The organism is uncultured Kluyvera sp. (assembly GCF_902485085.1).
Lineage (GTDB): Bacteria > Pseudomonadota > Gammaproteobacteria > Enterobacterales > Enterobacteriaceae > Kluyvera > Kluyvera ascorbata.
The window spans coordinates 13,165-36,807 of record NZ_CABTJS010000143.1; the positions used below are offsets into that span (position 1 = coordinate 13,165).

Genomic DNA, 23,643 nt, shown 5'->3' on the forward strand with positions numbered 1-23,643 from the left:
ATTTAGATTCCTGAAGTCAGCGAGATAAACAGCGGCAGCGACAGGATACACAGTACGGAGCTCAACAGCAGCACGGCTTCTGCATCCGGCGACTGCACGCCAAAGCGGTTACCGAATACCACGCCGAAGAAGCCTGCAGACAGCGCAATCATCAGGATAGCGGTAATCGCCACGGAACCATGCAGGCCAAAAATAAGCACGATGCCCCAGGCAATGGCCGGTTGAATCAGCAGCTTAGCGATGGTTGAGGTAATCACCACGGTGTTGATCTGCAGTTTACGCGCAGAGAGGATAACGCCGGTCAGGAACAGCGCAGCGGCGGTCGCAGACAGGCCCAGCGGTTTAATGGCCGCCAGCACCAGCTCCGGCATTTTGATGCCAATCGCGGAGAGGATAACCCCCAGCAGCGGCCCATCACGATAGGTTTTTTAATCGAACGCCACATCAGTACCGGCAGCATAGACAGCGTAGAACCGGAGTTACCGCCTTCGGCACGCGCTTTTTCACGTTCCAGAATCAGCAGGCAGAACGGCGTCATCAACACAGAACCACAGGCGATGGAAACGGCAACGGAAAGCGAAGTCGACGAGGTTTCACCCAGCACGCTCCCCAGAATCGGCAGGCCCAGCGCAGCGTAGTTTGGCAGCGCCACGGTCAGGGTCAACACGGCGGCATCCTGCGGTGATTTGTTGAACAACTTGGTCGCCATAAAGTAGATAGCGGCGTAGGTGATCCACATCGCCAGCGTCAGTACCAGAATCAACGGCGACTGAGCAACAATACCGGCCCATGGGGTTTGTACCGTCGCGCTAAACAGCGCAGCGGGTAAAGCAAAGTCCATGACGAAGATGTTAAGCAGGGAGACGTTTTTATTGTCGACCATTTTGGCCTTACCGGCCCAGAATCCCAGCAGCATGATGACGAAAATCGGAGCAAGAGCATGAACAATTACGTAAGTCATATTTCACCTGTAATGAAAAAAAGTTAGCACTGGCGCGATGATTATTATTTTTCAGATGCAAGTGCCCACATGGGCGCTGGGAAGCGCCCATGGAGCCGTACATCCGGCAGGTCTCTTTTTTCTTACCAGCTTGCCCGCATGCGTTCGCGTACGAGGGCAGAGCTGCGGCGGTTGTCAGCACCCAGACGGCTTTTCAGCGTCGGGTCCTGACGAGCGTCTTTGATGGCCTGTTGCAAGGTGTTCACCACCAGCGTCAGATCGTTTGCAGATGGCGCATCTGGGTTGCTGATATCCAGCAGATTTTCCAGCAGCCCCAGCGTGGCGTAGTTGCTGATGTCATACGCCATTGGCGGAATAGTCGCCGCCAGTTTTTCCAGCGCGTCAACGGTACGCAGGGTGATACGCGCCGCCGACTCTTTACCCATGGCGTGAATCAGCACGCCTTTGTCGTTGAAGGCGATCAGGCGATTCGCCTGGTAGCCGTGCGCCAGAAACGCACCGGACATCGCTTTACCGACAATCAGGCCAATCACCGGGTGGCCCGCCAGACGCGCGTTGGCATACGCCGCGGCGGCACCGGCCAGCGCCTGGTGAATACCGAAACCTTCTTCACGGCGACCGTAGGCCTGGCTTGGTACATCAATCACCGCCACAATCGGACGTTTCACCGCTTTATCAGCGTCTGCGGCGATGGTTTCACTGACCACTTTTGCCAGCGTCCAGCCTTCCAGCAGACCGACTTCCCCTTTCGCTGCGCGCGGGAAGTGGTTATTGGCATCCGGCACCACGGCAACAAAACGTACCGTTTCACCGTTAAGTTCACCGTCAGCGGCCTGCACAGACGGGCACAGCCCTTCGATTCGTTTGGCGTTCGGAACCAGCGTTTCCAGCCATAATTCGCCACGGCTAATTGCGTTACTCATCATTTCACCTCCCGGGCGAAGAGCGCATGAATCTGTTCGGTATCCGCCTGTTTGCGGGTATCGAAATTCGTCAGACGGTCGAGATACCAGGCATAGTTATCGGTGCGATGTTTCGCCGGAACGCCTTTCGCCAGCGCATCGTTCATGGCGGCTTTCACCGCGTTAACGCCGTCACCGACCAGCGCTTCAACCAGACCGCTTTCGTAGCGAATTTCGCCGCCGGTCATGCTCCAGATAAACGGACGGTCGCGGGAATCGTATTCTTCAATCCCGGCTTCCTGTTCGATGACCTGCGGGCCGTTCAGGCCAAGACGCGCTTCGCGGGTCACAATCAGATAGCTACACAGCGCCGCCGCGATAGACATCCCACCGAAGCAGCCCACGGTACCGGCCACAATGCCGATCACCGGGGTGTAACGACGCAGGTCAACAATCGCCGCGTGGATATCGGCAATCGCCGCCAGGCCCAGGTTCGCTTCTTGTAAACGTACACCGCCGGTTTCCAGGCTCAGAACGGCCTGAGTTGGGATGCCGTTACGATTATCTTCCGCCGCCAGCTCCAGCGCCGCCGCCATTTTGGCACCGGACACTTCGCCCATGCTGCCGCCCTGAAATGCGCCTTCAATCGCCACCACAACGGCCGGTTTACCATTGATGGTGCCTTTTGCCACGACCATGCCATCATCGGCCTGTGGGACAATGCCCTGCGCGCCCAGCCACGGCGACATCACGCCTTCAAACGGGTCGAGCAGTTCACGGTAGCTGCCTTCATCCAGCAGCGCATGCGCACGCTGGCGTGCTTTTAATTCGATAAAACTGCGATCATCACGCATAGCTCACCTCTTCAAAAACCTGTTCGATACGGATGCGCGCCACGCCCGGCGTCGCGCCGAAGTCGTGGATGGTCAGTTTGCCGGCAGGCAGGCTGCTGACCGTTTGCAGACGGTTAATCAGCGCTTCCCAGCGGCTGCGGCTGTTATCGACAGAAGTGGTGATATCAATGGTTAACGTCTGGCCCTGGTCGGCGGTGAATAACACCTCCATATCCCCGGAGCCCACAACGCCTGCCAGCGCTTTGCCGCTTAAGGTGCGGCTGGCCGGTACGGTTAACGTAATGTGTTCCATAACATCCTCTTAATGCTTGAAATAAGGCGATTCGATGCGATCGAGAAACAGGGTGGCGGCGAGCAAATCAGCGGCACCGCCCGGCGAGGCGTTCAGCGATAGCATGTGGCTATCAAGCGCGGCCAATGCCGCCTGACCCGCCGGATGGGCGCTTCCGCCCGCGTTCAGCACTGCGCGAGCGCCGTCCTGCATAGCGTCCAACCCTTCCAACCCGGCGCGGGACAGCACGCAGGTATCGGTCAGTGAGGTCATGATCGCCATCAGCGCGTCGAGCCTCGCATGGGCTTCGCTGCTGCCGTTAAGTCGGCTTAGCCGTAGCTGCGGCAACGCACGCTGCATCACATGTGGAAACGCCTGCTGCGCCTCTTCACGCGCGCCCGGCACCTGATAACGGTGGGTGGCGCGCAGCCCTTTGCTAAACACTTTTGGGGCCGCGGCATCTGGCAGCTTCGCCAGTTCGGCGGCGGTCGCGGCAACCTGTTTCGCGTTGCCCGCTCCGCCATGCATTGCCACGGCGCTCACCAGCAGTCCCAGTGCCCAAATCGCACCTCGGTGGGTATTGACCCCGCCGGTGGCCGCCATCATCTGTTGCTCGCCTTCGCGGCCGAGTCGCCCTATGGTTTGTCTAAGCGCAATATCCGCCGGACGTTGCCAGCTTTGTTGCGCCAGCGCCTGAAACGTGGGGGTCAGGCTGTGCGCGGAGCGCTCCATTAGCGCAAGCGATAAATCGTGGTGCGCACCGTTCCCCCGACTGTCCACCAGACCGGGTTTCGGGCTTAATCGTGCTTCGTCAATCAGACACTGCGTGGCGGTTCGCGCCAGCCATTCGGCACCGCCTTCAACCTGAATCTGGGGCAGAAGTTTCATTACCAGCTCCGGAATTTCGCAGGTGGGTTGTAAAGACCGCCGGACCATTCCACCAGGTCAGCGACGCTACCAGCCGCCAGCAGCGAACGGGTGGCATCGGTACGACGAATGCCCATATCTTCCGGATAGACAACCTTGCCGCTCTGACGCAGCTCGGCTACGCGTTTCGCGTCAACGCCCAGACCGATATCGGTGATACCCGCGACCGCAGCTACCATCGCACGGCGCTCTTCAAGATCTTTGGCGCGGTAGAGGTAAGCAATACCTTCTTCGGTCAGCACGTGGGTCACGTCGTCGCCGTAGATCATCACCGGTGCCAGCGGCATGCCGGAGGCTTTCGCCACATCAACCGCGTCCAGTTTTTCAACGAAGGTTGGCTTCACGCCCGCCTGGAAGGTTTCGACCATCTGCACCACCAGTTTTTTACCGCGCTGCATTGGGTCCGGTTCGGTGATCATGTTCAGCCAGGCAGGCGTTGCATGACGACGACCGTGTGGGTCATGACCCATGTTTGGCGCGCCACCGAAGCCAGAAAGACGACCGCGGGTCACGGTAGAGGAGTTGGCGTAGCCATCAACCTGTAAGGTAGAACCGATGAACATATCCACCGCGTACTGACCTGCCAGCTGGCAGAAGGCGCGGTTAGAACGCATCGAGCCGTCGGAACCGGTAAAGAAGATGTCAGGACGGGCGCGGATGTACTCTTCCATCCCCAGCTCGCCGCCGAAGCAGTGCACGCTTTCAACCCAGCCGCTCTCAATCGCCGGAATCAGCGTTGGATGCGGGTTCAGCGTCCAGTGTTTACAGATTTTGCCTTTCAGGCCGAGCTGTTCGCCGTAAGTTGGCAGCAGCAGTTCGATAGCCGCGGTGTTAAAGCCGATACCGTGGTTCAGTGACTGGACCTGGTGTTCCGCGTAGATGCCTTTAATCGCCATCATCGCCATCAGGATGTGTTCCTGTTTAATGAGACGCGGGTCACGGGTGAACAGCGGTTCGATAAAGAACGGTTTGTCGGCCACAACCACGAAATCCACCCAGGAGCCAGGGATATCCACGCGCGGCAGGTCGCATTCATCGTCCACCAGCTCGTTCACCTGTGCGATGACGATACCGTCGTGGAACGCGGCGGCTTCAACCAGCGCTGGGGTATCTTCGGTGCTCGCCCCGGTGTAGAGGTTACCTTTGCGGTCGGCTTTAAAACCGGCAATCAGCGCCACGTTTGGCGACAGGTCAACGTACAGACGGGAATAAAGCTCGATGTAGGTGTGGATGGCGCCGATTTCCAACTGACCATCTTCCAGCAGTTGCGAAATACGCAGGCTCTGAGTACCGGAGAAGGAGAAGTCCAGCTTGCGGGCGATCCCTTTTTCGAAGATGTCCAGATGCTCGCTGCGGCCGACGCTCGGCATGATCATGTGCAGGTCGTGCACAATCTGCGGGTTAACCTCGGCCAGCATGCGGGATAAGAAATCTGCCTGCTTTTGGTTATTCCCTTCTAATACCACGCGGTCACCCGGCGCGATCAGTTTTTCCAGCATTGCGGTCAGGTCTGCGGTTGGCAGAACCTTGCCCTGCACCGGGACGGAAGCCAGACGCCGCTGTTTTTCGGTGCGGCGTGTGTTCCAGACGCGTGCTGGTGTTTGCCCAGATAACATTATTAACCTCCTGATTCAGCTAATCATTTTGATTGCTTAACACTGAAAAGAGTGTGCACCCTGGTGAGAAAGTCATCAATTAAGCGTAGGAGAGAATCATTAGCCTGAGAGTAATAATTGAAGTAACAAATTGTGATTAGGATCAGATCCTGATGGGAGAAAAACGACTACCGATGCCTCATTTTCATAAACACGATGGCAAAGTGACGGTATAGTAGGCGCAGATTCCAGGTAAACATCGCCGAGTTATGACTGAAACAACCCACCACGATCTCAGTATCGACACCTCAAGCAGCGCGGACTTCGTGCCCATGCGCGGCATAAGCAATCGTCATCTTCAGACGATGCTGCCACGCCTGCTTCGTCGCAAGCTGCAATTCACCCCACACTGGCAACGCCTTGAGCTGCCGGACGGCGACTTCGTCGATTTAGCATGGAGTGAAGACCCGGCCGGTGCGCTGCATAAGCCTCGTCTGGTGGTGTTTCATGGTCTGGAGGGCAGCTTACACAGCCCGTACGCGCATGGCCTGATTAACGCGGCGAAAGCGCAAGGCTGGCTAGGCGTGGTCATGCATTTTCGCGGCTGCAGCGGCGAGCCAAACCGCCTGAACCGTATTTATCACTCCGGTGAAACGGAAGACGGCACCTGGTTCCTGAACTGGCTACAGCGTGAATACGGTAAAGCGCCAACGGCGGCGGTCGGCTACTCGCTGGGCGGCAACATGCTGGCCTGCCTGCTGGCCAAAGAAGGTGACGACGTGCCGATCGATGCGGCGGTGATTGTCTCCGCGCCGTTTATGCTGGAAGCCTGCAGCTACCACATGGATAAAGGCTTCTCGCGGGTCTATCAGCGCTATCTGCTGAACCTGCTGAAAGGCAACGCCGCCCGCAAGCTCAAAGCCTATCCTGGCTCGCTGCCGGTGGATCTGCGTCAGTTGAAAAGCATGCGCCGCATCCGCGAGTTTGACGATTCGATCACCTCGAAGATCCACGGCTTCGCCGATGCGATTGATTACTACCGTCAATGTAGTGCGATGCCTATCTTAAGCAAAATCACCAAACCGACGCTGATCATCCACTCGAAAGACGATCCGTTTATGGACCACCACTCCATTCCAGCCCAGGAAGAGCTGCCGGACAACGTCGTCTATCAGCTCACCGAGTACGGCGGGCACGTCGGGTTTATCGGCGGCACGCTGCGCCACCCGGAAATGTGGCTGGAAAAACGCATCCCCGCCTGGCTGATGCCGTGGCTAGGGACTAAAGCATGATGATTCCCTGGCAGGATATCGACCCGGAGACGCTGGATAATCTGATTGAAAGCTTTGTCTTGCGCGAAGGCACTGATTATGGTGAATATGAACGTTCACTTGCGCAAAAGGTCGCCGACGTCAAACACCAGCTACAAACGGGCGAAGCGGTGCTGGTGTGGTCTGAACTTCACGAGACCGTCAACATCATGCCCCGTAACCAATTTCGCGGTTAACTATACTCTAACGACAGGAAGCGTTTACCCCGCTTCCGTTGTCGTCTGTTCAGGGAGTTATTCGCATGTCTGCCAAACATCCGGTCATTGCCGTTACCGGCTCCAGCGGAGCAGGAACCACCACCACCAGCCTCGCGTTTCGTAAAATCTTTGCTCAGCTCAACCTGCGCGCGGCGGAAGTCGAAGGCGACAGCTTTCACCGCTACACCCGTCCGGAAATGGATATGGCTATCCGCAAGGCCCGTGATCTTGGCCGCCACATCAGCTATTTCGGCCCGGATGCCAACGACTTTGGCCTGCTGGAACAAACCTTTCGCGACTACGGCCTGAACGGGCAGGGGAAGTCGCGCAAATACCTGCATACCTATGATGAAGCGGTTCCCTGGAACCAGGTACCCGGCACGTTTACGCCGTGGCAGCCGTTACCGGAACCGACCGATGTGCTGTTCTATGAAGGACTGCACGGCGGCGTGGTGACACCGCAGCACGATGTCGCGCGGCATGTTGATCTGCTGGTTGGCGTGGTGCCGATTGTTAACCTGGAGTGGATCCAGAAGATGATCCGTGACACCAGTGAGCGCGGTCACTCCCGCGAGGCGGTGATGGATTCCGTAGTGCGCTCAATGGAAGACTATATCAACTTCATCACCCCACAGTTCTCCCGCACCCATATCAACTTCCAGCGTGTACCAACGGTCGATACCTCTAACCCGTTTGCAGCCAAAAGCATTCCGTCGCTGGACGAGAGTTTTGTGGTGATTCACTTCCGTAATCTCGAACACATCGACTACCCGTGGTTACTGGCCATGTTGCAGGGTTCATTTATCTCGCATATGAATACGCTGGTCGTTCCCGGCGGGAAGATGGTGCTGGCGATGGAATTAATCATGACGCCGCTGGTGCAGCGGCTGATGGAAGGTCGGAACTAGCATCAAGACCAGGTAGCCCGGACGAGGTGCGCAAGCACCGACGCCGGGAATGTCCCCGGCGTCACTGCGTTCGGCCGGGCTACGTCTAGCATGCAATCAGCCTTCAATCACTTCGTAAGAGTGAGTGATATTGACCGCTTTTTCGAGCATCAGCGCAACTGAGCAGTATTTCTCAGCAGACAGATCGACCGCACGCGATACCGCCGCATCCTTCAGCGCTTTACCGGTGACGATAAAGTGCAGGTTGATGTGCGTAAACAGACGCGGGGCTTCCTCACGGCGCTCAGAAGTGAGCTTCACTTCGCAGTCGGTCACGTCATTGCGACCTTTTTGCAGGATAGAGACGACGTCAATCGCACTGCAACCACCGGCGGCCATCAGCACGACTTCCATCGGGCTCGGCGCTTTATCGCCGGAGTTACCGTCCATCAAAATTTGGTGGCCAGAAGCAGACTCACCGAGGAAGGTTAACCCTTCAACCCATTTCACACGTGCTTGCATAATATTTAACTCCCAGGTTGCAATTTTCTTCTCAGATTACGCGCACATAACAATTCTCGCAATGGAAGGCGATCGCCGTCATGCTGAAGCGAGACACCAGGAGACACACGGCTAAAGCTATGCTAAAACAGTCGGGATGCTACGGTAATACATAAACGTACTGCATGTATGCAGAGGACATCACATTACAGGCTGCGACCCTATTCGACAGCCGACTTCCCAGGTAACGGGAAGGATACTATTGCAACCAGTGGCTGCAATGTTTTTGCCGCTGGGAAGAGCTTATAACAGAGGATAACCGCGCATGGTGCTTGGCAAACCGCAAACAGACCCTACTCTCGAATGGTTCTTGTCTCATTGCCATATTCATAAGTACCCATCGAAGAGCACGCTGATTCACCAGGGTGAAAAAGCAGAGACGCTGTATTACATCGTAAAAGGCTCAGTGGCTGTACTCATCAAGGATGAAGAAGGCAAAGAGATGATCCTCTCTTACCTTAACCAGGGCGACTTTATCGGTGAGCTGGGCCTGTTCGAAGAAGGCCAGGAACGCAGCGCATGGGTACGAGCAAAAACCGCTTGTGAAGTTGCTGAAATCTCTTATAAAAAATTCCGCCAGCTGATCCAGGTTAACCCGGACATTCTGATGCGTCTCTCTTCTCAGATGGCGCGTCGTCTGCAGGTCACCTCTGAAAAAGTTGGTAACCTGGCGTTCCTGGACGTAACCGGTCGTATCGCTCAGACCCTGCTGAACCTGGCGAAACAGCCGGACGCTATGACCCACCCGGACGGTATGCAGATCAAAATCACCCGTCAGGAAATTGGTCAGATCGTTGGCTGCTCCCGTGAAACCGTGGGCCGTATTCTGAAAATGCTGGAAGATCAGAACCTGATCTCCGCGCACGGCAAAACCATTGTCGTCTACGGAACCCGCTAATCCAGCCCAAAATGGCGTATTGTAAAAGCAATACGCCATTTTTGTTTTTCCCCCTATGTGGCGCAGGCTGATTTACCACCCCGAAGTCAACTATGCACTGCGGCAAACGCTGGTGTTATGCCTGCCGGTTGCCATCGGGCTTCTGTTCGGCCATCTCCAGCAGGGTCTGCTGTTTTCATTGGTGCCTGCCTGCTGCAATATCGCCGGTCTCGATACCCCACATAAGCGCTTCTTTAAACGCCTGATTATCGGTGGCTGTCTGTTTGCCGGATGTAGCCTTGCCGTGCAGCTGCTGTTGGCGCACGATATCCCCTTACCGTTGATTCTCACCGGGCTTGCGCTGCTGCTGGGCGTCACGGCGGAAATCAGCGCGTTGCACGGGCGGTTACTGCCCGCCTCGCTGATTGCTTCTATCTTTACCCTAAGCCTGGCGGGCAATATGCCCATCTGGGAGCCGCTACTGCTCTACGCGTTCGGCACGCTGTGGTATGGGCTGTTTAACTGGTGGTGGTTCTGGATATGGCGCGAGCAGCCGCTGCGGGAATCGCTGAGCCTGCTCTACCGACAGCTCGCCGAGTACTGCGAAGCCAAATATAGCCTGTTGACCCAGCACACTGACCCGAGTACCGCGCTGCCGCCGCTGCTCACTCGTCAACAGAAGGTGGTGGATCTCATCTCTCAGTGCTACCAGCAGCTGCACATGCTCGCCGCGAATCAGCACAACGACTATAAGCGCCTGCTGCGCGCCTTCCAGGTGGGGCTCGACTTGCAGGAGCATATCTCCGTCAGCTTGCACCAGCCGGAAGAGGTACAAAAGCTGGTTGAACGCAGCCACGCCGAAGCGGTGATCCGCTGGAACGCCCAGACCGTGGCGTCACGCCTGAGGGTACTGGCTGACGATATTCTCTATCACCGCTACCCTACCCGCTTCAATATGGACAAGCAGATTGGCGCGCTGGAAAAAATTGCCGACCAGCATCCAGATAACCCGGTTGGCCAGTTCTGCGCCTGGCACTTCAGCCGCATTGCCCGCGTGCTGCGCTCCCAGCGCCCGCTCTACCCGCGCAACCTGATGGCCGATAAAGAACGCCGCCTGCCGCTATTCGCAGCGCTCAAAAACTACCTGTCGCTGAAATCTCCGGCGCTACGTAATGCCGCCCGACTCAGCGTGATGCTCAGTATCGCCAGCCTGATGGGTGCCGCGCTGCATTTGCCAAAGCCTTACTGGATCCTGATGACGGTGCTGCTGGTCACACAAAACGGCTACGGTGCAACTCGCGTACGTATTTTCCATCGTGCGGCGGGTACGCTGGCAGGGTTAGTGATTGCCGCCGTCGTTCTGCACTTCCACATCTCAGAAGGACTGGCGTTAGCGGGTATGCTTATCGTCACGCTGGGGAGCTACCTGATAATCCGTCGCCACTACGGTTGGGCCACCGTCGGCTTTACGATTACCGCGGTTTATACCCTGCAAATTCTGACGCTGAACGGCGAGCAGTTTATCGTCGCGCGCTTTATCGACACCATCATCGGTTGCCTGATTGCCTTTGGCGGGATGATCTGGCTGTGGCCGCAGTGGCAAAGCGGTCAGCTTCGACAAAACGCTCAGGCGGCACTGGAAGCCGACCAGGAAGCCATTCGTCTTATCCTGAGCCCCGACCCACAGGCGCCTAAGCTTGCCTATCAGCGTATGCGCGTAAACCAGGCGCACAACACGCTCTACAACACGCTCAACCAGGCCATGCAGGAACCGGGCTTTAACTCGCGCTATCTGGAAGATATGAAACTGTGGGTCACCCACAGTCAGTTTATCGTCGAGCATATCAACGCCATGACCACGCTGGCACGCGAGCACAACATGCTGACGCCGGATCTCGCGCAGCAATATCTGGAATCCTGTGAGATTGCCCTTCAGCGCTGTCAACAGCGTCTGGAGTACGATGAGGCGGGAAGCAGCGGTGAAGTGAATATTATGGAATCGCCGGACGCGCTGTCCCATGGGCCGTTAAGCACCATGGAACAGCATCTTCAGCGTATTCTGGGGCATCTGAGCACCATGCACAGCATCTCGTCGGTGGCCTGGCGACAGCGCCCGCGTCATGGAGGCTGGTTAAAACGACGGGCTAGCTAACGATTTTAGCGACCGCCTGAGCGAAACGCTGCATCCCTTCGTCGATATCCACCTCTTCCACCACCAGCGATGGTGCAAAGCGCATCACGTCCGGCCCGGCGTTCAGTACCATGACACCGACGTCCGCCGCGGCGTAGAGGAAATCACGCGCCCGGCCTTTGTATTTCTCGTTCAGCGCCGCGCCAATCAGCAGACCCATACCGCGCACGTCGCTAAAGACATCGTACTTCGCGTTGATATGCTGAAGGTGCTGCACAAAGCGCTCGCGCTTGGCGTTCACGCCGTTAAGCACTTCCGGAGTATTGATAATATCGAATGCCGCACCCGCAACGGCGCAGGCCAGCGGGTTACCGCCGTAGGTGGAGCCGTGTGAGCCGACGTGGAACGCGCTGGCAATGTCGTTGGTGGTCAGCATCGCGCTCACCGGGAAACCGCCGCCCAGCGCTTTGGCGCTGGTGAGAATATCCGGCGTCACGCCATAGTGCATATAGGCAAACAGCGACCCGGTACGCCCCATGCCGCTTTGCACTTCATCAAACACCAACAGCGCCTGATGCTTATCGCACAGCGCACGCAGGCCCTGTAAGAATTCAGGCGTAGCCGCCAGTACGCCGCCTTCACCCTGAATCGGCTCAACCACGATAGCGCAGGTATGGTCATCAATGACCGCTTCCACCGCGTGCAGGTCGTTAAACGGTACGTGGACGATATCGGCAGGTTTCGGGCCAAAGCCGTCGGAATACTTCGGCTGCCCGCCAACGGAGACGGTAAACAGCGAACGGCCGTGGAAAGCATTATGGAAAGCGATGATTTTCGTTTTGTACGGGCTATGACGGGTGGATGCATAGTAACGTGCCAGCTTGAAAGCCGTTTCGTTGGCTTCCGTACCGGAGTTCATAAACACCACACGCTCGGCGAAGGTTGCGTCCACCAGTTTCTGACCAAGGCGCAGCGCCGGTTCGTTAGTGAAGACGTTACTGGTGTGCCACAGCGTCTCACCCTGAGTTTTCAGCGCTTCAACCAGCGCCGGATGACAGTGGCCCAGCGCAGTCACCGCAATACCGCCGGCGAAATCAACGTACTCTTTGCCTTGCTGATCCCATACGCGGCTCCCCTTGCCCTTCACCGGGATAAATTCCGCTGGTGCATAGATTGGCAAAATGACCTGGTCGAAGGTCGCGCGGGTAATAGCAGGTTGTTTGGTTTCCATGTCATGCCCTTCTGCAAACGATGAAGCAATGATTGTGAGAATTTATCCACAAAATATGCATAAAAAATCACGTCATGGCAACTACTATCGCGTGAGGAAGTTTGCCAGTAGCGCGTGGCCCTGCTCGCTGAGAATGCTTTCCGGGTGGAACTGTACGCCTTCCAAATCCCATTCGCGGTGGCGGATGCCCATAATTTCACCCGTTTCACTGCGGGCCGTCACCTCAAAGCAGTCGGGTAACGTTGTGGGATCGATCAGCAGCGAATGGTAGCGCGTCACGGTGAGCGGGTTATTCAGGCCGCGGAATACGCCCTGCTGCTGATGGGTAATCGGAGAGGTTTTGCCGTGCATCACTTTTTCGGCACGAACAATACGCGCGCCGAATGCCTGAGCAATGGCCTGATGGCCTAAGCAGACACCAAGCAGCGGCGTTTGACCGGCATAGCGACGGATAACATCAAGAGAAATACCTGCTTCATCCGGCGTGCAGGGGCCTGGGGAAATCACAATTTTGTCTGGGGAGAGCGCGTCGATGTCATCAAGGGTGATGTCATCATTACGTTTGACCGTCACGCTGGCACCCAGCTCACAGAAATACTGGTAGAGGTTCCAGGTAAAGGAATCGTAGTTATCAATCAGCAGGATCATGGCGGCTCCGGTCATTCAATCTGCCGCCATTCTACCAACTTTAGTGACGGGGCGGCAGCCTCATGCCAGATGCCACCCCGTACTGATTACGGCAAGACTTTCGCCGACAGGATCACAATCGGTTTGGAAGGAACATTCTGGTATGGCCCGACGTTGTGGGTAGGCACCTGAGCAATTTTGTCTGCCACGTCCATCCCCTTCACAACCTTACCAAACACCGCGTAGCCAAAGTCACGCTGGCCGTGATCCAGGAAAGCGTTGTCCGCTACGTTGATAAAGAACTGGCTGGTTGCGCTGTCTTTGTCAGCGGTACGCGCCATGGCGATAGTGCCACGGGTATTGCGCAGGCCGTTATCGGCTTCATTTTTGATAGGTGGATTCGGCTGCTTCTGCTGCATCTGTTCGTTAAAGCCGCCGCCCTGAACCATAAAGCCTGGGATCACACGGTGGAACGTGGTGTTGTTATAAAAGCCGCTATTAACGTAGTTCAGGAAGTTTTCAACGGAGACCGGCGCCTTCTGGCTATCCAGCTGCAACTCGATGTTGCCAGCAGAAGTGGTCAGCAGCACGTGCGGATCGTTTTTCGCCGCTAACGCCGCAGGCGCAACCGCAGAGAGTGCAAACACAGCCGCCATGGCCGCCAGAGTGGATTTGAGCATGAGAATTCCTTTAACGGTGCAGTAGAGAAAGCAAGTGGCTTGATTCTAAAGAGGGATAGCCCCTCAGGCCAGTGCTTTACTTAAGTTTACGTGACTGAAACGGTTAATAATGATCAGGGTAAGAATGTATAAATTTAATTATGTGATCATGATCACATTGAAAAATGTAATAAAGAAAGTTTTGCGTAATAAAACTATGAATGCATCACGTCAATGACTAAAATCTGCTCGCTCAGCGCAGAGTCAACGCGCTTTACACAACTATTCACAGGCCAGTCATGACTAACAGCAATCGTACCAAGCTCACATGGATCAGCTTCTTCTCCTACGCCCTTACCGGTGCGTTGGTAATCGTCACCGGGATGGTGATGGGAAATATCGCCGATTACTTTAATCTGCCCGTTTCCAGCATGAGTAACACTTTTACCTTCCTGAACGCAGGGATCCTGATCTCTATTTTCCTCAATGCCTGGCTGATGGAAATTGTGCCGCTGAAAACCCAGCTGCGCTTCGGCTTTATTTTGATGGTGCTGGCGGTGATCGGGCTGATGACCAGCCATAGCCTGGCGCTGTTCTCTGCGGCGATGTTCGTGCTTGGCCTGGTCAGCGGGATCACCATGTCCATTGGTACCTTCCTGATCACCCATATGTATGAAGGTCGTCAGCGCGGCGCGCGTCTGCTGTTCACCGACTCCTTCTTCAGCATGGCCGGGATGATCTTCCCAATGCTCGCAGCCTGGCTGCTGGCGCGTACTATTGAGTGGTACTGGGTTTATGCCTGCATCGGCCTCATCTATGTTGCTATCTTCGTACTGACCCTGGGCTGTGAATTCCCGGTTCTGGGTAAAAAAGCGCAAACCAGCGACCAGCCGGTAGTGAAAGAGAAATGGGGCATCGGCGTGTTGTTCCTGTCCATCGCGGCGTTGTGCTACATCCTGGGCCAGCTGGGCTTTATCTCCTGGGTACCGGAATACGCCAAAGGCCTGGGCATGAGTCTGAACGACGCAGGCCAGTTGGTCAGCGATTTCTGGATGTCTTATATGTTCGGTATGTGGGCCTTCAGCTTCATTCTGCGCTTCTTCGATCTGCAACGTATTCTGACCGTTCTGGCCGGTATTGCGACCGTGATGATGTACCTGTTCAACCACGGCGAGCCGCAGCATCTGGCCTGGTTCATCCTGACTCTGGGCTTCTTCTCCAGCGCTATCTATACCTCCATCATTACGCTGGGTTCATTGCAGACCAAAATTGCCTCACCAAAACTGGTTAACTTTGTTCTGACCTGCGGCACCATCGGCACCATGCTGACCTTCGTGGTCACCGGGCCTATCGTTGCCCACAGCGGCCCTCTGGCGGCGCTGACCACTGCAAATGGTCTGTACGCTGTGGTGTTCGTGATGTGTCTTGTTCTGGGCTTTGTGAGCCGCCATCGCCAGCATGCGGCGAGCGCTTCCCACTAATAGTCAGTCCGGCAAGAAATTCCGTTCACTTTACGTTCTGTTGAACATGACGTGAAGTGAACGGACCCCTCTCAGCGTTCACCAACATTACGCATCCTCACGCTCCTCTCTCCCCGCCGATTTTTCACTCTTTTCGCTCAAAAAACGAACACTGCATAAAGTTGAGTATTTTCCGCAACTTACAAAACTACTTAAAAATCATAACTCTACTCATTAAGGGGTAGGTAAAGGCTAAATTGATTTGTATCAATAATCCCAATAGCTGAATCGTTAAGGTAGGCAGTATTAGAATAGAAATCGAGGCAAAAATGAGCAAAGTCAGACTCGCAATTATCGGTAACGGCATGGTCGGCCACCGCTTTATCGAGGATCTTCTCGATAAGTCCGACGCAAGCCAGTTCGATATCACCGTCTTCTGTGAAGAACCCCGCATCGCCTACGATCGCGTCCACCTCTCCTCCTACTTCTCCCATCACACGGCAGAAGAGCTGTCGCTGGTGCGCGAAGGCTTCTACGAGAAGCACGGCGTGAAGGTACTGGTCGGCGAACGCGCCATCACCATCAACCGTAAAGAGAAGGTGATCCACTCCAGCGCGGGCCGTACCGTCTTTTACGACAAACTGATTATGGCAACCGGCTCCTACCCATGGATCCCGCCAATCAAAGGGTCTGAAACTCAGGACTGCTTCGTTTACCGTACGATTGAAGATCTGAACGCCATTGAAGCCTGTGCCCGCCGTAGCAAACGCGGTGCGGTGGTCGGCGGCGGCCTGCTTGGCCTCGAAGCAGCCGGCGCACTGAAAAACCTTGGCGTGGAAACCCACGTGATTGAATTCGCCCCAATGCTGATGGCTGAACAGCTCGATCAGATGGGCGGCGAACAGCTCAAGCGTAAAATTGAAAGCATGGGTGTGAAAGTTCACACCAGCAAAAACACCAAAGAGATTGTTCAGGAAGGCGAAAACGCCCGCAAAACTATGCGTTTTTCCGACGGTAGCCAGCTGGAAATCGACTTTATCGTCTTCTCGACCGGTATTCGCCCACGCGACAAACTGGCCACCCAATGCGGCCTCGAAGTCGGCCAGCGCGGCGGTATCCTGATTAACGACAGCTGCCAGACCTCTGACCCGGACATCTACGCTATCGGCGAATGCGCCAGCTGGAAAAACCGCGTCTACGGCCTGGTCGCACCGGGTTACAAAATGGCGCAGGTCGCCGTTGATCATATCCTCGGTACGCCAAACGCCTTCCAGGGCGCGGACATGAGCGCCAAGCTGAAGCTGCTGGGCGTAGACGTCGGTGGTATCGGCGATGCTCACGGCCGTACGCCGGGCGCGCGCAGCTACGTCTACCTCGACGAAAGCAAAGAAGTCTACAAACGTCTGATCGTAAGCGAAGACAACAAAACCCTGCTCGGCGCGGTACTGGTCGGCGATACCAGCGACTACGGCAACCTGCTGCAGCTGGCGTTGAACGCTATCGAACTGCCGGAAAACCCGGATTCGCTGATTCTGCCAGCGCACGCCAGCAGCGGTAAACCGTCTATCGGCGTCGATAAGCTGCCGGACAGCGCGCAGATTTGCTCCTGCTTTGACGTTTCCAAAGGCGACCTGATTGCCGCTATCAACAAAGGCTGCCACACCGTTGCCGCGCTGAAAGCCGAAACCAAAGCCGGTACCGGCTGCGGTGGCTGTATTCCGCTGGTGACCCAGGTGCTGAACGCCGAGCTGGCGAAACAGGGTATCGAAGTCAACCACAGCCTGTGTGAACACTTCGCCTTTACTCGTCAGGAGCTGTATCACCTGATTCGCGTAGAAGGCATCAAAACCTTCGACGAGCTGCTGGCGAAATACGGTAAAGGTTACGGCTGTGAAGTCTGTAAGCCAACCGTCGGTTCCCTGCTGGCTTCCTGCTGGAATGAATACATCCTGAAGCCGCAGCACACGCCGCTGCAGGACACTAACGACAACTTCCTCGCGAACATTCAGAAAGACGGTACCTACTCGGTAATCCCACGTTCTGCGGGCGGTGAAATCACCCCGGAAGGCCTGGTTGCCGTCGGCCGTATCGCGCGTGAATTCAACCTGTACACCAAAATCACCGGCTCCCAGCGTATCGGCCTGTTCGGTGCGCAAAAGGATGACCTGCCGGAAATCTGGCGCCAGCTGATTGAAGCAGGCTTCGAAACCGGTCATGCCTATGCCAAAGCGCTGCGTATGGCGAAAACCTGCGTAGGCAGCACCTGGTGCCGTTACGGCGTGGGCGACAGCGTAGGCTTCGGCGTTGAGCTGGAAAACCGCTACAAGGGCATTCGTACGCCGCACAAGATGAAATTTGGTGTATCAGGCTGTACCCGTGAATGTGCGGAAGCTCAGGGCAAAGACGTGGGTATCATTGCCACCGAGAAAGGCTGGAACCTGTACGTTTGCGGTAACGGCGGGATGAAGCCGCGCCACGCAGACCTGCTGGCCGCTGACCTTGACCGCGATACGCTGGTGAAATACCTCGACCGCTTCATGATGTTCTACATCCGCACCGCCGATAAGCTGACGCGTACCGCGCCGTGGCTGGATAACCTGGAAGGCGGTATCGACTACCTGCGTTCCGTTATCATCGACGACAAACTGGGGCTGAACCAGCATCTGGAAGAAGAGATCGCCCGCCTGCGCGAAGCGTTTGCCTGCGAATGGACCGAGACCGTAAACGACCCGGCCGCTCAGGTACGCTTCAAACACTTTATCAACAGCGAACAACGTGACCCGAACGTCCAGGTGGTTGCCGAGCGTGCCCAGCATCGCCCTGCTACGCCGTATGAACGTATTCCGGTCACTCTGGTGGAGGAAAACGCATGAGCCAGTGGGTAAATATCTGCAAGATTGACGCTATTCTGCCAGCAACAGGCGTCTGTGCGCTGCTGGGCAACCAGCAGGTCGCCGTGTTCCGTCCGTATGCCGACAACCAGGTCTTCGCCATCAGCAACATCGACCCGTTCTTTGAGTCGAGCGTGCTGTCGCGCGGACTGATTGCCGAACACCAGGGCGAACTGTGGGTGGCAAGCCCGCTGAAAAAACAGCGCTTCCGCCTGCGCGACGGCCTGTGCATGGAGGACGAAAGCCACTCCATCCCGCATTATGAAGTTCGCGTTAAAGACGGCCAGGTGCAGCTGAAAGCCTGATCGTTTTGGGCATAAGTAATACCAAAAACTTATGACCTTAAAGGGGTAACAGCGGGAAAATTCGTATATTCCATACGATGACTGCTGTTATCCTTACCCGCATTATTCATCCCCCGCATTTATCTATTCCGTGAGGTTGCCCCTTGGATCACTTACCTATCTTTTGCCAACTGCGCGATCGTGACTGTTTGCTGGTCGGCGGCGGCGATGTCGCCGAGCGTAAAGCACGTTTGCTGCTGGACGCGGGCGCTCGTCTGACGGTAAACGCACGGGATTACGTTCCGCAGTTCCACGTCTGGGCCGAAGCGGGCATGTTGACGCTGGTGCAGGGGGATTTCCAACCCGCGCTGCTCGACCCATGCTGGCTGGCGATTGCCGCGACCGATGATGACGAAGTGAACCAGCAGGTCAGCGACGCCGCCGAAACGCGACGTATTTTCTGCAACGTGGTCGACGCGCCCAAAGCGGCGAGCTTTATCATGCCGTCGATTATCGACCGCTCACCGCTGATGGTTGCCGTCTCCTCCGGCGGCACTTCCCCGGTGCTGGCACGCCTGCTGCGCGAGAAGCTGGAAGCGATGCTGCCGCAGCATCTTGGACAAGTTGCCGCCTATGCCGGACAATTGCGCGCACGGGTGAAAAAACAGTTCGCCACGATGGGCGAGCGTCGTCGTTTCTGGGAAAAACTATTTGAGAATGACCGCCTGGCGCAATCGCTGGCCAATCAGGATCAACAGGCCATTGATGACACCACCGAACAACTGCTGAACGCACCGCTGGATCATCGTGGCGAAGTCGTACTGGTTGGCGCCGGTCCGGGTGATGCCGGTCTGCTGACGCTGAAAGGCCTACAGCAGATTCAACAGGCTGACGTGGTGGTTTACGACCGCCTGGTCTCCGACGACATTATGAATCTGGTTCGCCGCGACGCAGACCGCGTGTTCGTGGGTAAGCGCGCAGGCTACCACTGCGTACCGCAGGAAGAGATTAACCAGATTCTGCTGCGCGAAGCCCAGCAGGGCAAGCGTGTGGTTCGCCTGAAAGGCGGTGACCCGTTTATCTTTGGCCGCGGCGGTGAAGAACTGGAAACCCTGTGCAACGCGGGCATTCCTTTCTCCGTCGTACCGGGCATTACCGCCGCCTCCGGCTGCTCTGCCTACTCAGGTATTCCACTGACCCACCGGGATTACGCCCAGAGCGTTCGCCTGGTCACCGGGCACCTGAAAACCGGCGGCGAGCTGGACTGGGAAAACCTGGCGGCAGAGAAACAGACGCTGGTGTTTTATATGGGGCTAAATCAGGCCGCCACTATCCAGCAAAAGCTGATTGAACACGGTATGCAGGCTGATATGCCGGTGGCCATTGTCGAGAACGGCACCGCGATAAACCAGCGCGTGGTAGACGGAAAGCTGTCGCAACTTGGCGAACTGGCAGAGCAAATGGCGAGCCCGGCGCTGATTATCGTCGGCCGCGTGGTGGGGCTGCGTGGCAAGCTGAACTGGTTCTCGAATCACTGATGGTCACATCACAGGCATAAAAAAACCGGGATAATCCCGGTTTTTTTATGTCACGCTTATAGCTCGAATAAAGCTACGCCGATACTTACGGCTTAGCCACGAAACCAATCGCCTCGTACACCGCTTTCAGCGTCTCAGAAGCACGCGCGCTGGCTTTATCCGCACCGTCTTTCATGATTTTCTGCAGGAATGCTTCGTCGTTGCGGAAGCGGTTATAACGCTCCTGCAGTTCGGTCAGCATGCCGGAAACGGCTTCTGCCACTTCGCCTTTCAGGTGGCCATACATCTTGCCTTCGAAGTGTTTTTCCAGCTCAGGAATGCTCTGGCCGGTCACGCCGGAGAGAATATCCAGCAGGTTAGAAACGCCCGCTTTCTCTTTCAGATCGTAACGAATCACAGGTGGCTCTTCAGAGTCGGTCATCGCACGTTTGATCTTCTTCACGACCGATTTCGGGTCTTCAAGCAGGCCAATTACGTTATTGCGGTTATCGTCCGACTTAGACATCTTTTTCGTCGGCTCCAGCAGAGACATCACGCGCGCGCCGGACTTCGGAATAAACGGCTCAGGCACTTTGAACACGTCACCGTAGATGGCGTTGAAACGCTGGGCAATATCGCGGCTCAGCTCTAAATGCTGCTTCTGGTCTTCACCCACCGGCACCTGATTAGTCTGATACAACAGGATATCCGCCGCCATCAGTACCGGATAGTCAAACAGACCGGCGTTGATGTTTTCCGCGTAGCGGGCAGATTTATCCTTGAACTGCGTCATACGGCTCAGTTCACCGAAATAGGTGTAGCAGTTCAGCGCCCAGCCCAGCTGTGCGTGCTCCGGCACGTGAGACTGTACGAAGATGGTGCTTTTTTCCGGGTCGATGCCACAGGCCAGATACAGCGCTAACGTGTCCAGCGTCGCTTTACGCAGCGCCTGCGGGTCCTGGCGGACGGTAATCGCGTGCTGGTCCACGATGCAGTAGATGCAGTGATAGTCGTCCTGCATGTTGACCCACTGACGCAACGCACCCATGTAGTTGCCAATAGTCAGTTCGCCTGACGGCTGTGCGCCGCTAAATACGATGGGCTTGTTCATATCATTATTCCTGATTTTCACTATTCGGAAGCCCAAGAGCGGGCAAAAGTTCATTAAAGTGGTCGAAGATAACATCCGGCTCGCTGAGCGCGATGGCTTCGCCATAGTTATAGCCGTAGGTCAGGCCGACGGAGACAAAGCCCGCCGCCTTAGCTGCCTGAATATCGTTACGGGAGTCGCCAACAAACAGCAGCGTTTCCGGTGCCTGGGCCAGCTTCTCCGCGACTTTCAGCAGCGGTTCCGGATGCGGCTTCTTGTTCTTCACATCATCGCCGCCAATCACCACGGTGAAGTAGCTTGCGATACCTAAAGATTCGAGAATCGGGGCCACAAACGGCGTAGGCTTGTTGGTCACCAGCGCCAGCGGCAGACCGTTAGCATGCAGCGCAGCCAGGGTATCGGCCACGTGAGGGAACAGGAAACTGCCCTCTTCGGCGAATTCGGCGTAGTAGCGATCGAACAGGCGGCGCAGCACGCGAAGCTGCTCGTCCTGAGGGATATCGTGGCTATCCACCGACGGTTTACCCTGAGCGGCACGCTGGCTCGCACGTTCCTGACGAGCCCAGTTGAGCGCGCGTTCCATCAGAACATCAGCGCCATTACCAATCCAGGTGACGACACGGTCTTCACCTGCAACGGGAAGCTCTAGCGCGTAAAGCGCGCTATCAACGGCGGCGGTCAGCCCCGGCGCGCTGTCTACCAGCGTGCCATCGAGGTCAAACGCGACGCCACGAATGGTCTGCAATTTATCCATGACTTACCTTTGCCAGTTCACTGCGCATTTCATCAATGACTTTTTTGTAGTCTGGTTGGTCAAAAATCGCCGAGCCGGCAACAAACATGTCTGCCCCAGCCGCTGCGATTTCACTAATGTTGTTTACCTTCACACCACCGTCCACTTCCAGGCGAATGTCATAGCCGGACTCATCGATGCGACGACGCACTTCGCGCAGTTTATCGAGAGTATGAGGAATAAAGGACTGGCCGCCGAAGCCTGGGTTAACCGACATCAGCAGAATGACGTCAAGCTTATCCATCACGTAATCAAGATAGGTCAGCGGCGTTGCTGGGTTGAACACCAGGCCCGCTTTACAGCCGTGCTCTTTAATCAGCTGTAACGTGCGGTCTACGTGTTCGGAAGCTTCAGGGTGGAAAGTGATAATGCTGGCGCCTGCGGCGGCAAAATCAGGGACCAGACGGTCTACCGGTTTCACCATCAGGTGAACGTCGATGGGTGCGGTGATACCGTAATTACGTAGCGATTTCAGCACCATCGGGCCGATAGTCAGGTTCGGTACGTAATGGTTATCCATAACATCGAAATGAACCACATCCGCCCCGGCAGCCAGTGCGCGGGCAGTATCTTCGCCTAAACGGGCAAAATCGGCCGACAAAATTGAAGGGGCAATCAGGTACTGTTTCATCCGCATCTCCTCAGAGCCTATCCATTAGGGTCTTTTAACGTTGTTTTTTTCCAGGCGGGCGATATAGGGCCAGCAGTTCGTCCACCTTTTTACGTGTGCCGCCGTTGCGGCTAATGCTGCGTCGAACCTTTACGGTATACGTTTCCGCCGCATTTTTGTACCACTCGAGCGTCAACGGCGTACGGTGGTTTGAAATCAGCACGGGAATTCGCTTCGCGACCAGCTCTTCGGCTTTGTTCGCCAGAAACGCCTGCTGTTCGAGACTGAAGCTGTTGGTATGATACGCCGTGAAGTTTGCCGTTGCCGATAGCGGTGCATACGGCGGGTCGCAATACACAACAGAGCGTGCATCCGCGCGCGTCATGCAGGTTTCATACGACTCGCAGTAGAACTCGGCATTCTGCGCTTTCTCGGCAAAGTGACGCAGTTCCGCTTCCGGGAAATAAGGCTTCTTATAGCGTCCAAACGGGACGTTAAACTCGCCGCGCAAATTGTAGCGACACAGGCCGTTATAGCCGTGGCGGTTGAGGTATAAAAACAACACTGCGCGCTGGAACAGATCGGTACTGCGGTTGAACTCTTCACGCAGGTGGTAATAGCGGTCAGCGTCATTGTTCTCAGGCACAAACATAGCGCGCGCCCGGTCGATGTACTCATCGGAACGGGTTTTGACTATTTTGTAGAGTTCGATGAGATCGCTGTTAATGTCAGCAAGAATATAACGCGAAAAATCGGTATTCAGGAATACCGATCCAGCACCAACAAAGGGTTCAACCAGACAATCGCCAGCAGGCAGATGATCTCGAATATCGTCGAGCAGAGGGTACTTGCCTCCCGCCCATTTCAGAAAAGCGCGATTTTTTTTCATGCGGCCTGACTAATTACACTTTCTCCGGCTGTGGAGAAAGCTCCGACAGCATCCTGCGCTTCTATCCCCGAACCGCA

At 56.0% G+C, this 23,643-nt stretch carries 22 protein-coding genes and 1 pseudogene; 9 read left to right on the forward strand and 14 right to left on the reverse strand.

What is annotated here, in order from left to right:
* Positions 1–2: 2 nt before the first annotated feature.
* From RDN66_RS17815 to mdcA, 6 genes and pseudogenes are all read right to left on the reverse strand, one after another.
* Positions 3–961: pseudogene (locus RDN66_RS17815) on the reverse strand (AEC family transporter).
* 122 nt (positions 962–1,083) lie between these two features.
* Positions 1,084–1,884, reverse strand: a complete 801-nt coding sequence (gene mdcE / locus RDN66_RS17820) for a biotin-independent malonate decarboxylase subunit gamma (protein ID WP_035894397.1) — start codon at positions 1,882–1,884, stop codon at positions 1,084–1,086.
* Complete coding sequence (locus RDN66_RS17825; RefSeq protein WP_248538128.1) at positions 1,884–2,717, reverse strand: biotin-independent malonate decarboxylase subunit beta; 834 nt, start codon at positions 2,715–2,717, stop codon at positions 1,884–1,886. Before RDN66_RS17825 ends, mdcE begins: the two co-directional genes overlap by 1 nt.
* Positions 2,710–3,009 (reverse strand): malonate decarboxylase acyl carrier protein, encoded by a 300-nt coding sequence (gene mdcC, locus RDN66_RS17830; protein WP_035894381.1) that lies wholly within the window; start codon positions 3,007–3,009, stop codon positions 2,710–2,712. Before mdcC ends, RDN66_RS17825 begins: the two co-directional genes overlap by 8 nt.
* Positions 3,010–3,018: 9 nt before the next feature.
* Positions 3,019–3,876, reverse strand: a complete 858-nt coding sequence (locus RDN66_RS17835) for a triphosphoribosyl-dephospho-CoA synthase (RefSeq protein ID WP_123650848.1) — start codon at positions 3,874–3,876, stop codon at positions 3,019–3,021.
* The gene (gene mdcA, locus RDN66_RS17840) at positions 3,876–5,531 is read right to left on the reverse strand and encodes a malonate decarboxylase subunit alpha (protein ID WP_035894383.1); all 1,656 of its coding nucleotides are present in this window, start codon (positions 5,529–5,531) and stop codon (positions 3,876–3,878) included. The genes RDN66_RS17835 and mdcA overlap by 1 nt, the downstream gene beginning before the upstream one ends.
* A gap of 248 nt (positions 5,532–5,779) precedes the next feature.
* On the opposite strand from mdcA, the gene RDN66_RS17845 reads away from it, so the two are divergent.
* The 3 genes from RDN66_RS17845 to RDN66_RS17855 all read left to right on the forward strand — a co-directional run bounded on the left by RDN66_RS17845 (position 5,780) and on the right by RDN66_RS17855 (position 7,946).
* Complete coding sequence (locus RDN66_RS17845) at positions 5,780–6,802, forward strand: hydrolase (RefSeq protein WP_202217072.1); 1,023 nt, start codon at positions 5,780–5,782, stop codon at positions 6,800–6,802.
* Complete coding sequence (locus RDN66_RS17850; RefSeq protein ID WP_185668968.1) at positions 6,799–7,017, forward strand: YheU family protein; 219 nt, start codon at positions 6,799–6,801, stop codon at positions 7,015–7,017. The genes RDN66_RS17845 and RDN66_RS17850 overlap by 4 nt, the downstream gene beginning before the upstream one ends.
* 65 nt (positions 7,018–7,082) lie before the next feature.
* On the forward strand, positions 7,083–7,946 hold the full coding sequence (locus tag RDN66_RS17855; protein ID WP_035894386.1) for a phosphoribulokinase: 864 nt from the start codon (positions 7,083–7,085) through the stop codon (positions 7,944–7,946).
* Between the two features lie 96 nt (positions 7,947–8,042).
* On the opposite strand, the gene RDN66_RS17860 is transcribed toward RDN66_RS17855, so the two are convergent.
* Entirely contained in the window at positions 8,043–8,447 is a 405-nt protein-coding gene (locus RDN66_RS17860; protein WP_035894387.1) for an OsmC family protein, read from the reverse strand.
* A gap of 304 nt (positions 8,448–8,751) precedes the next feature.
* On the opposite strand from RDN66_RS17860, the gene crp reads away from it, so the two are divergent.
* Both crp and RDN66_RS17870 read left to right on the forward strand, forming a co-directional pair.
* Complete coding sequence (crp, locus tag RDN66_RS17865) at positions 8,752–9,384, forward strand: cAMP-activated global transcriptional regulator CRP (RefSeq protein WP_000242758.1); 633 nt, start codon at positions 8,752–8,754, stop codon at positions 9,382–9,384.
* Between the two features lie 55 nt (positions 9,385–9,439).
* On the forward strand, positions 9,440–11,515 hold the full coding sequence (locus tag RDN66_RS17870) for a YccS/YhfK family putative transporter (protein WP_202217071.1): 2,076 nt from the start codon (positions 9,440–9,442) through the stop codon (positions 11,513–11,515).
* Here the strand turns inward: RDN66_RS17870 and RDN66_RS17875 are convergent.
* The 3 genes from RDN66_RS17875 to ppiA all read right to left on the reverse strand — a co-directional run bounded on the left by RDN66_RS17875 (position 11,508) and on the right by ppiA (position 14,032).
* Positions 11,508–12,725 carry an aspartate aminotransferase family protein gene (locus RDN66_RS17875; protein ID WP_123650851.1) on the reverse strand — a complete coding sequence of 406 codons (1,218 nt, stop codon included), beginning with the start codon at positions 12,723–12,725 and terminating at the stop codon, positions 11,508–11,510. The two genes, RDN66_RS17870 and RDN66_RS17875, sit on opposite strands and share 8 nt — an antisense overlap.
* A gap of 84 nt (positions 12,726–12,809) precedes the next feature.
* On the reverse strand, positions 12,810–13,373 hold the full coding sequence (pabA, locus tag RDN66_RS17880; protein ID WP_202218060.1) for an aminodeoxychorismate synthase component 2: 564 nt from the start codon (positions 13,371–13,373) through the stop codon (positions 12,810–12,812).
* 86 nt (positions 13,374–13,459) lie between these two features.
* A complete protein-coding gene (gene ppiA / locus RDN66_RS17885) occupies positions 13,460–14,032 on the reverse strand; it encodes a peptidylprolyl isomerase A (RefSeq protein WP_035894391.1) in 573 nt (190 codons plus the stop codon).
* A 278-nt stretch (positions 14,033–14,310) separates the two neighbouring features.
* Between ppiA and tsgA the strand changes: the two genes are divergently transcribed.
* From tsgA to cysG, 4 genes are all read left to right on the forward strand, one after another.
* Positions 14,311–15,492 carry an MFS transporter TsgA gene (tsgA, locus tag RDN66_RS17890; protein WP_035894392.1) on the forward strand — a complete coding sequence of 394 codons (1,182 nt, stop codon included), beginning with the start codon at positions 14,311–14,313 and terminating at the stop codon, positions 15,490–15,492.
* A gap of 308 nt (positions 15,493–15,800) precedes the next feature.
* Complete coding sequence (gene nirB / locus RDN66_RS17895; RefSeq protein ID WP_202217070.1) at positions 15,801–18,344, forward strand: nitrite reductase large subunit NirB; 2,544 nt, start codon at positions 15,801–15,803, stop codon at positions 18,342–18,344.
* Positions 18,341–18,667, forward strand: coding sequence for a nitrite reductase small subunit NirD (gene nirD, locus RDN66_RS17900; protein ID WP_035894394.1), 327 nt, complete (start codon positions 18,341–18,343; stop codon positions 18,665–18,667). The genes nirB and nirD overlap by 4 nt, the downstream gene beginning before the upstream one ends.
* Before the next feature lie 143 nt (positions 18,668–18,810).
* A complete protein-coding gene (gene cysG, locus RDN66_RS17905; protein ID WP_123650854.1) occupies positions 18,811–20,184 on the forward strand; it encodes a siroheme synthase CysG in 1,374 nt (457 codons plus the stop codon).
* 85 nt (positions 20,185–20,269) lie between these two features.
* Here the strand turns inward: cysG and trpS are convergent, their stop codons facing one another.
* From trpS to dam, 4 genes are read right to left on the reverse strand one after another with little or no spacing between them, the layout of a single operon-like run.
* Positions 20,270–21,274 (reverse strand): tryptophan--tRNA ligase, encoded by a 1,005-nt coding sequence (trpS, locus tag RDN66_RS17910; protein WP_123650855.1) that lies wholly within the window; start codon positions 21,272–21,274, stop codon positions 20,270–20,272.
* Positions 21,275–21,278: 4 nt separating this feature from the next.
* On the reverse strand, positions 21,279–22,028 hold the full coding sequence (gph, locus tag RDN66_RS17915) for a phosphoglycolate phosphatase (RefSeq protein WP_202217069.1): 750 nt from the start codon (positions 22,026–22,028) through the stop codon (positions 21,279–21,281).
* Positions 22,021–22,698, reverse strand: coding sequence for a ribulose-phosphate 3-epimerase (rpe, locus tag RDN66_RS17920; protein ID WP_035892097.1), 678 nt, complete (start codon positions 22,696–22,698; stop codon positions 22,021–22,023). The genes gph and rpe overlap by 8 nt, the downstream gene beginning before the upstream one ends.
* 34 nt (positions 22,699–22,732) lie before the next feature.
* A complete protein-coding gene (dam, locus tag RDN66_RS17925; RefSeq protein WP_035892098.1) occupies positions 22,733–23,566 on the reverse strand; it encodes an adenine-specific DNA-methyltransferase in 834 nt (277 codons plus the stop codon).
* Between the last annotated feature and the right edge of the window lie 77 nt (positions 23,567–23,643).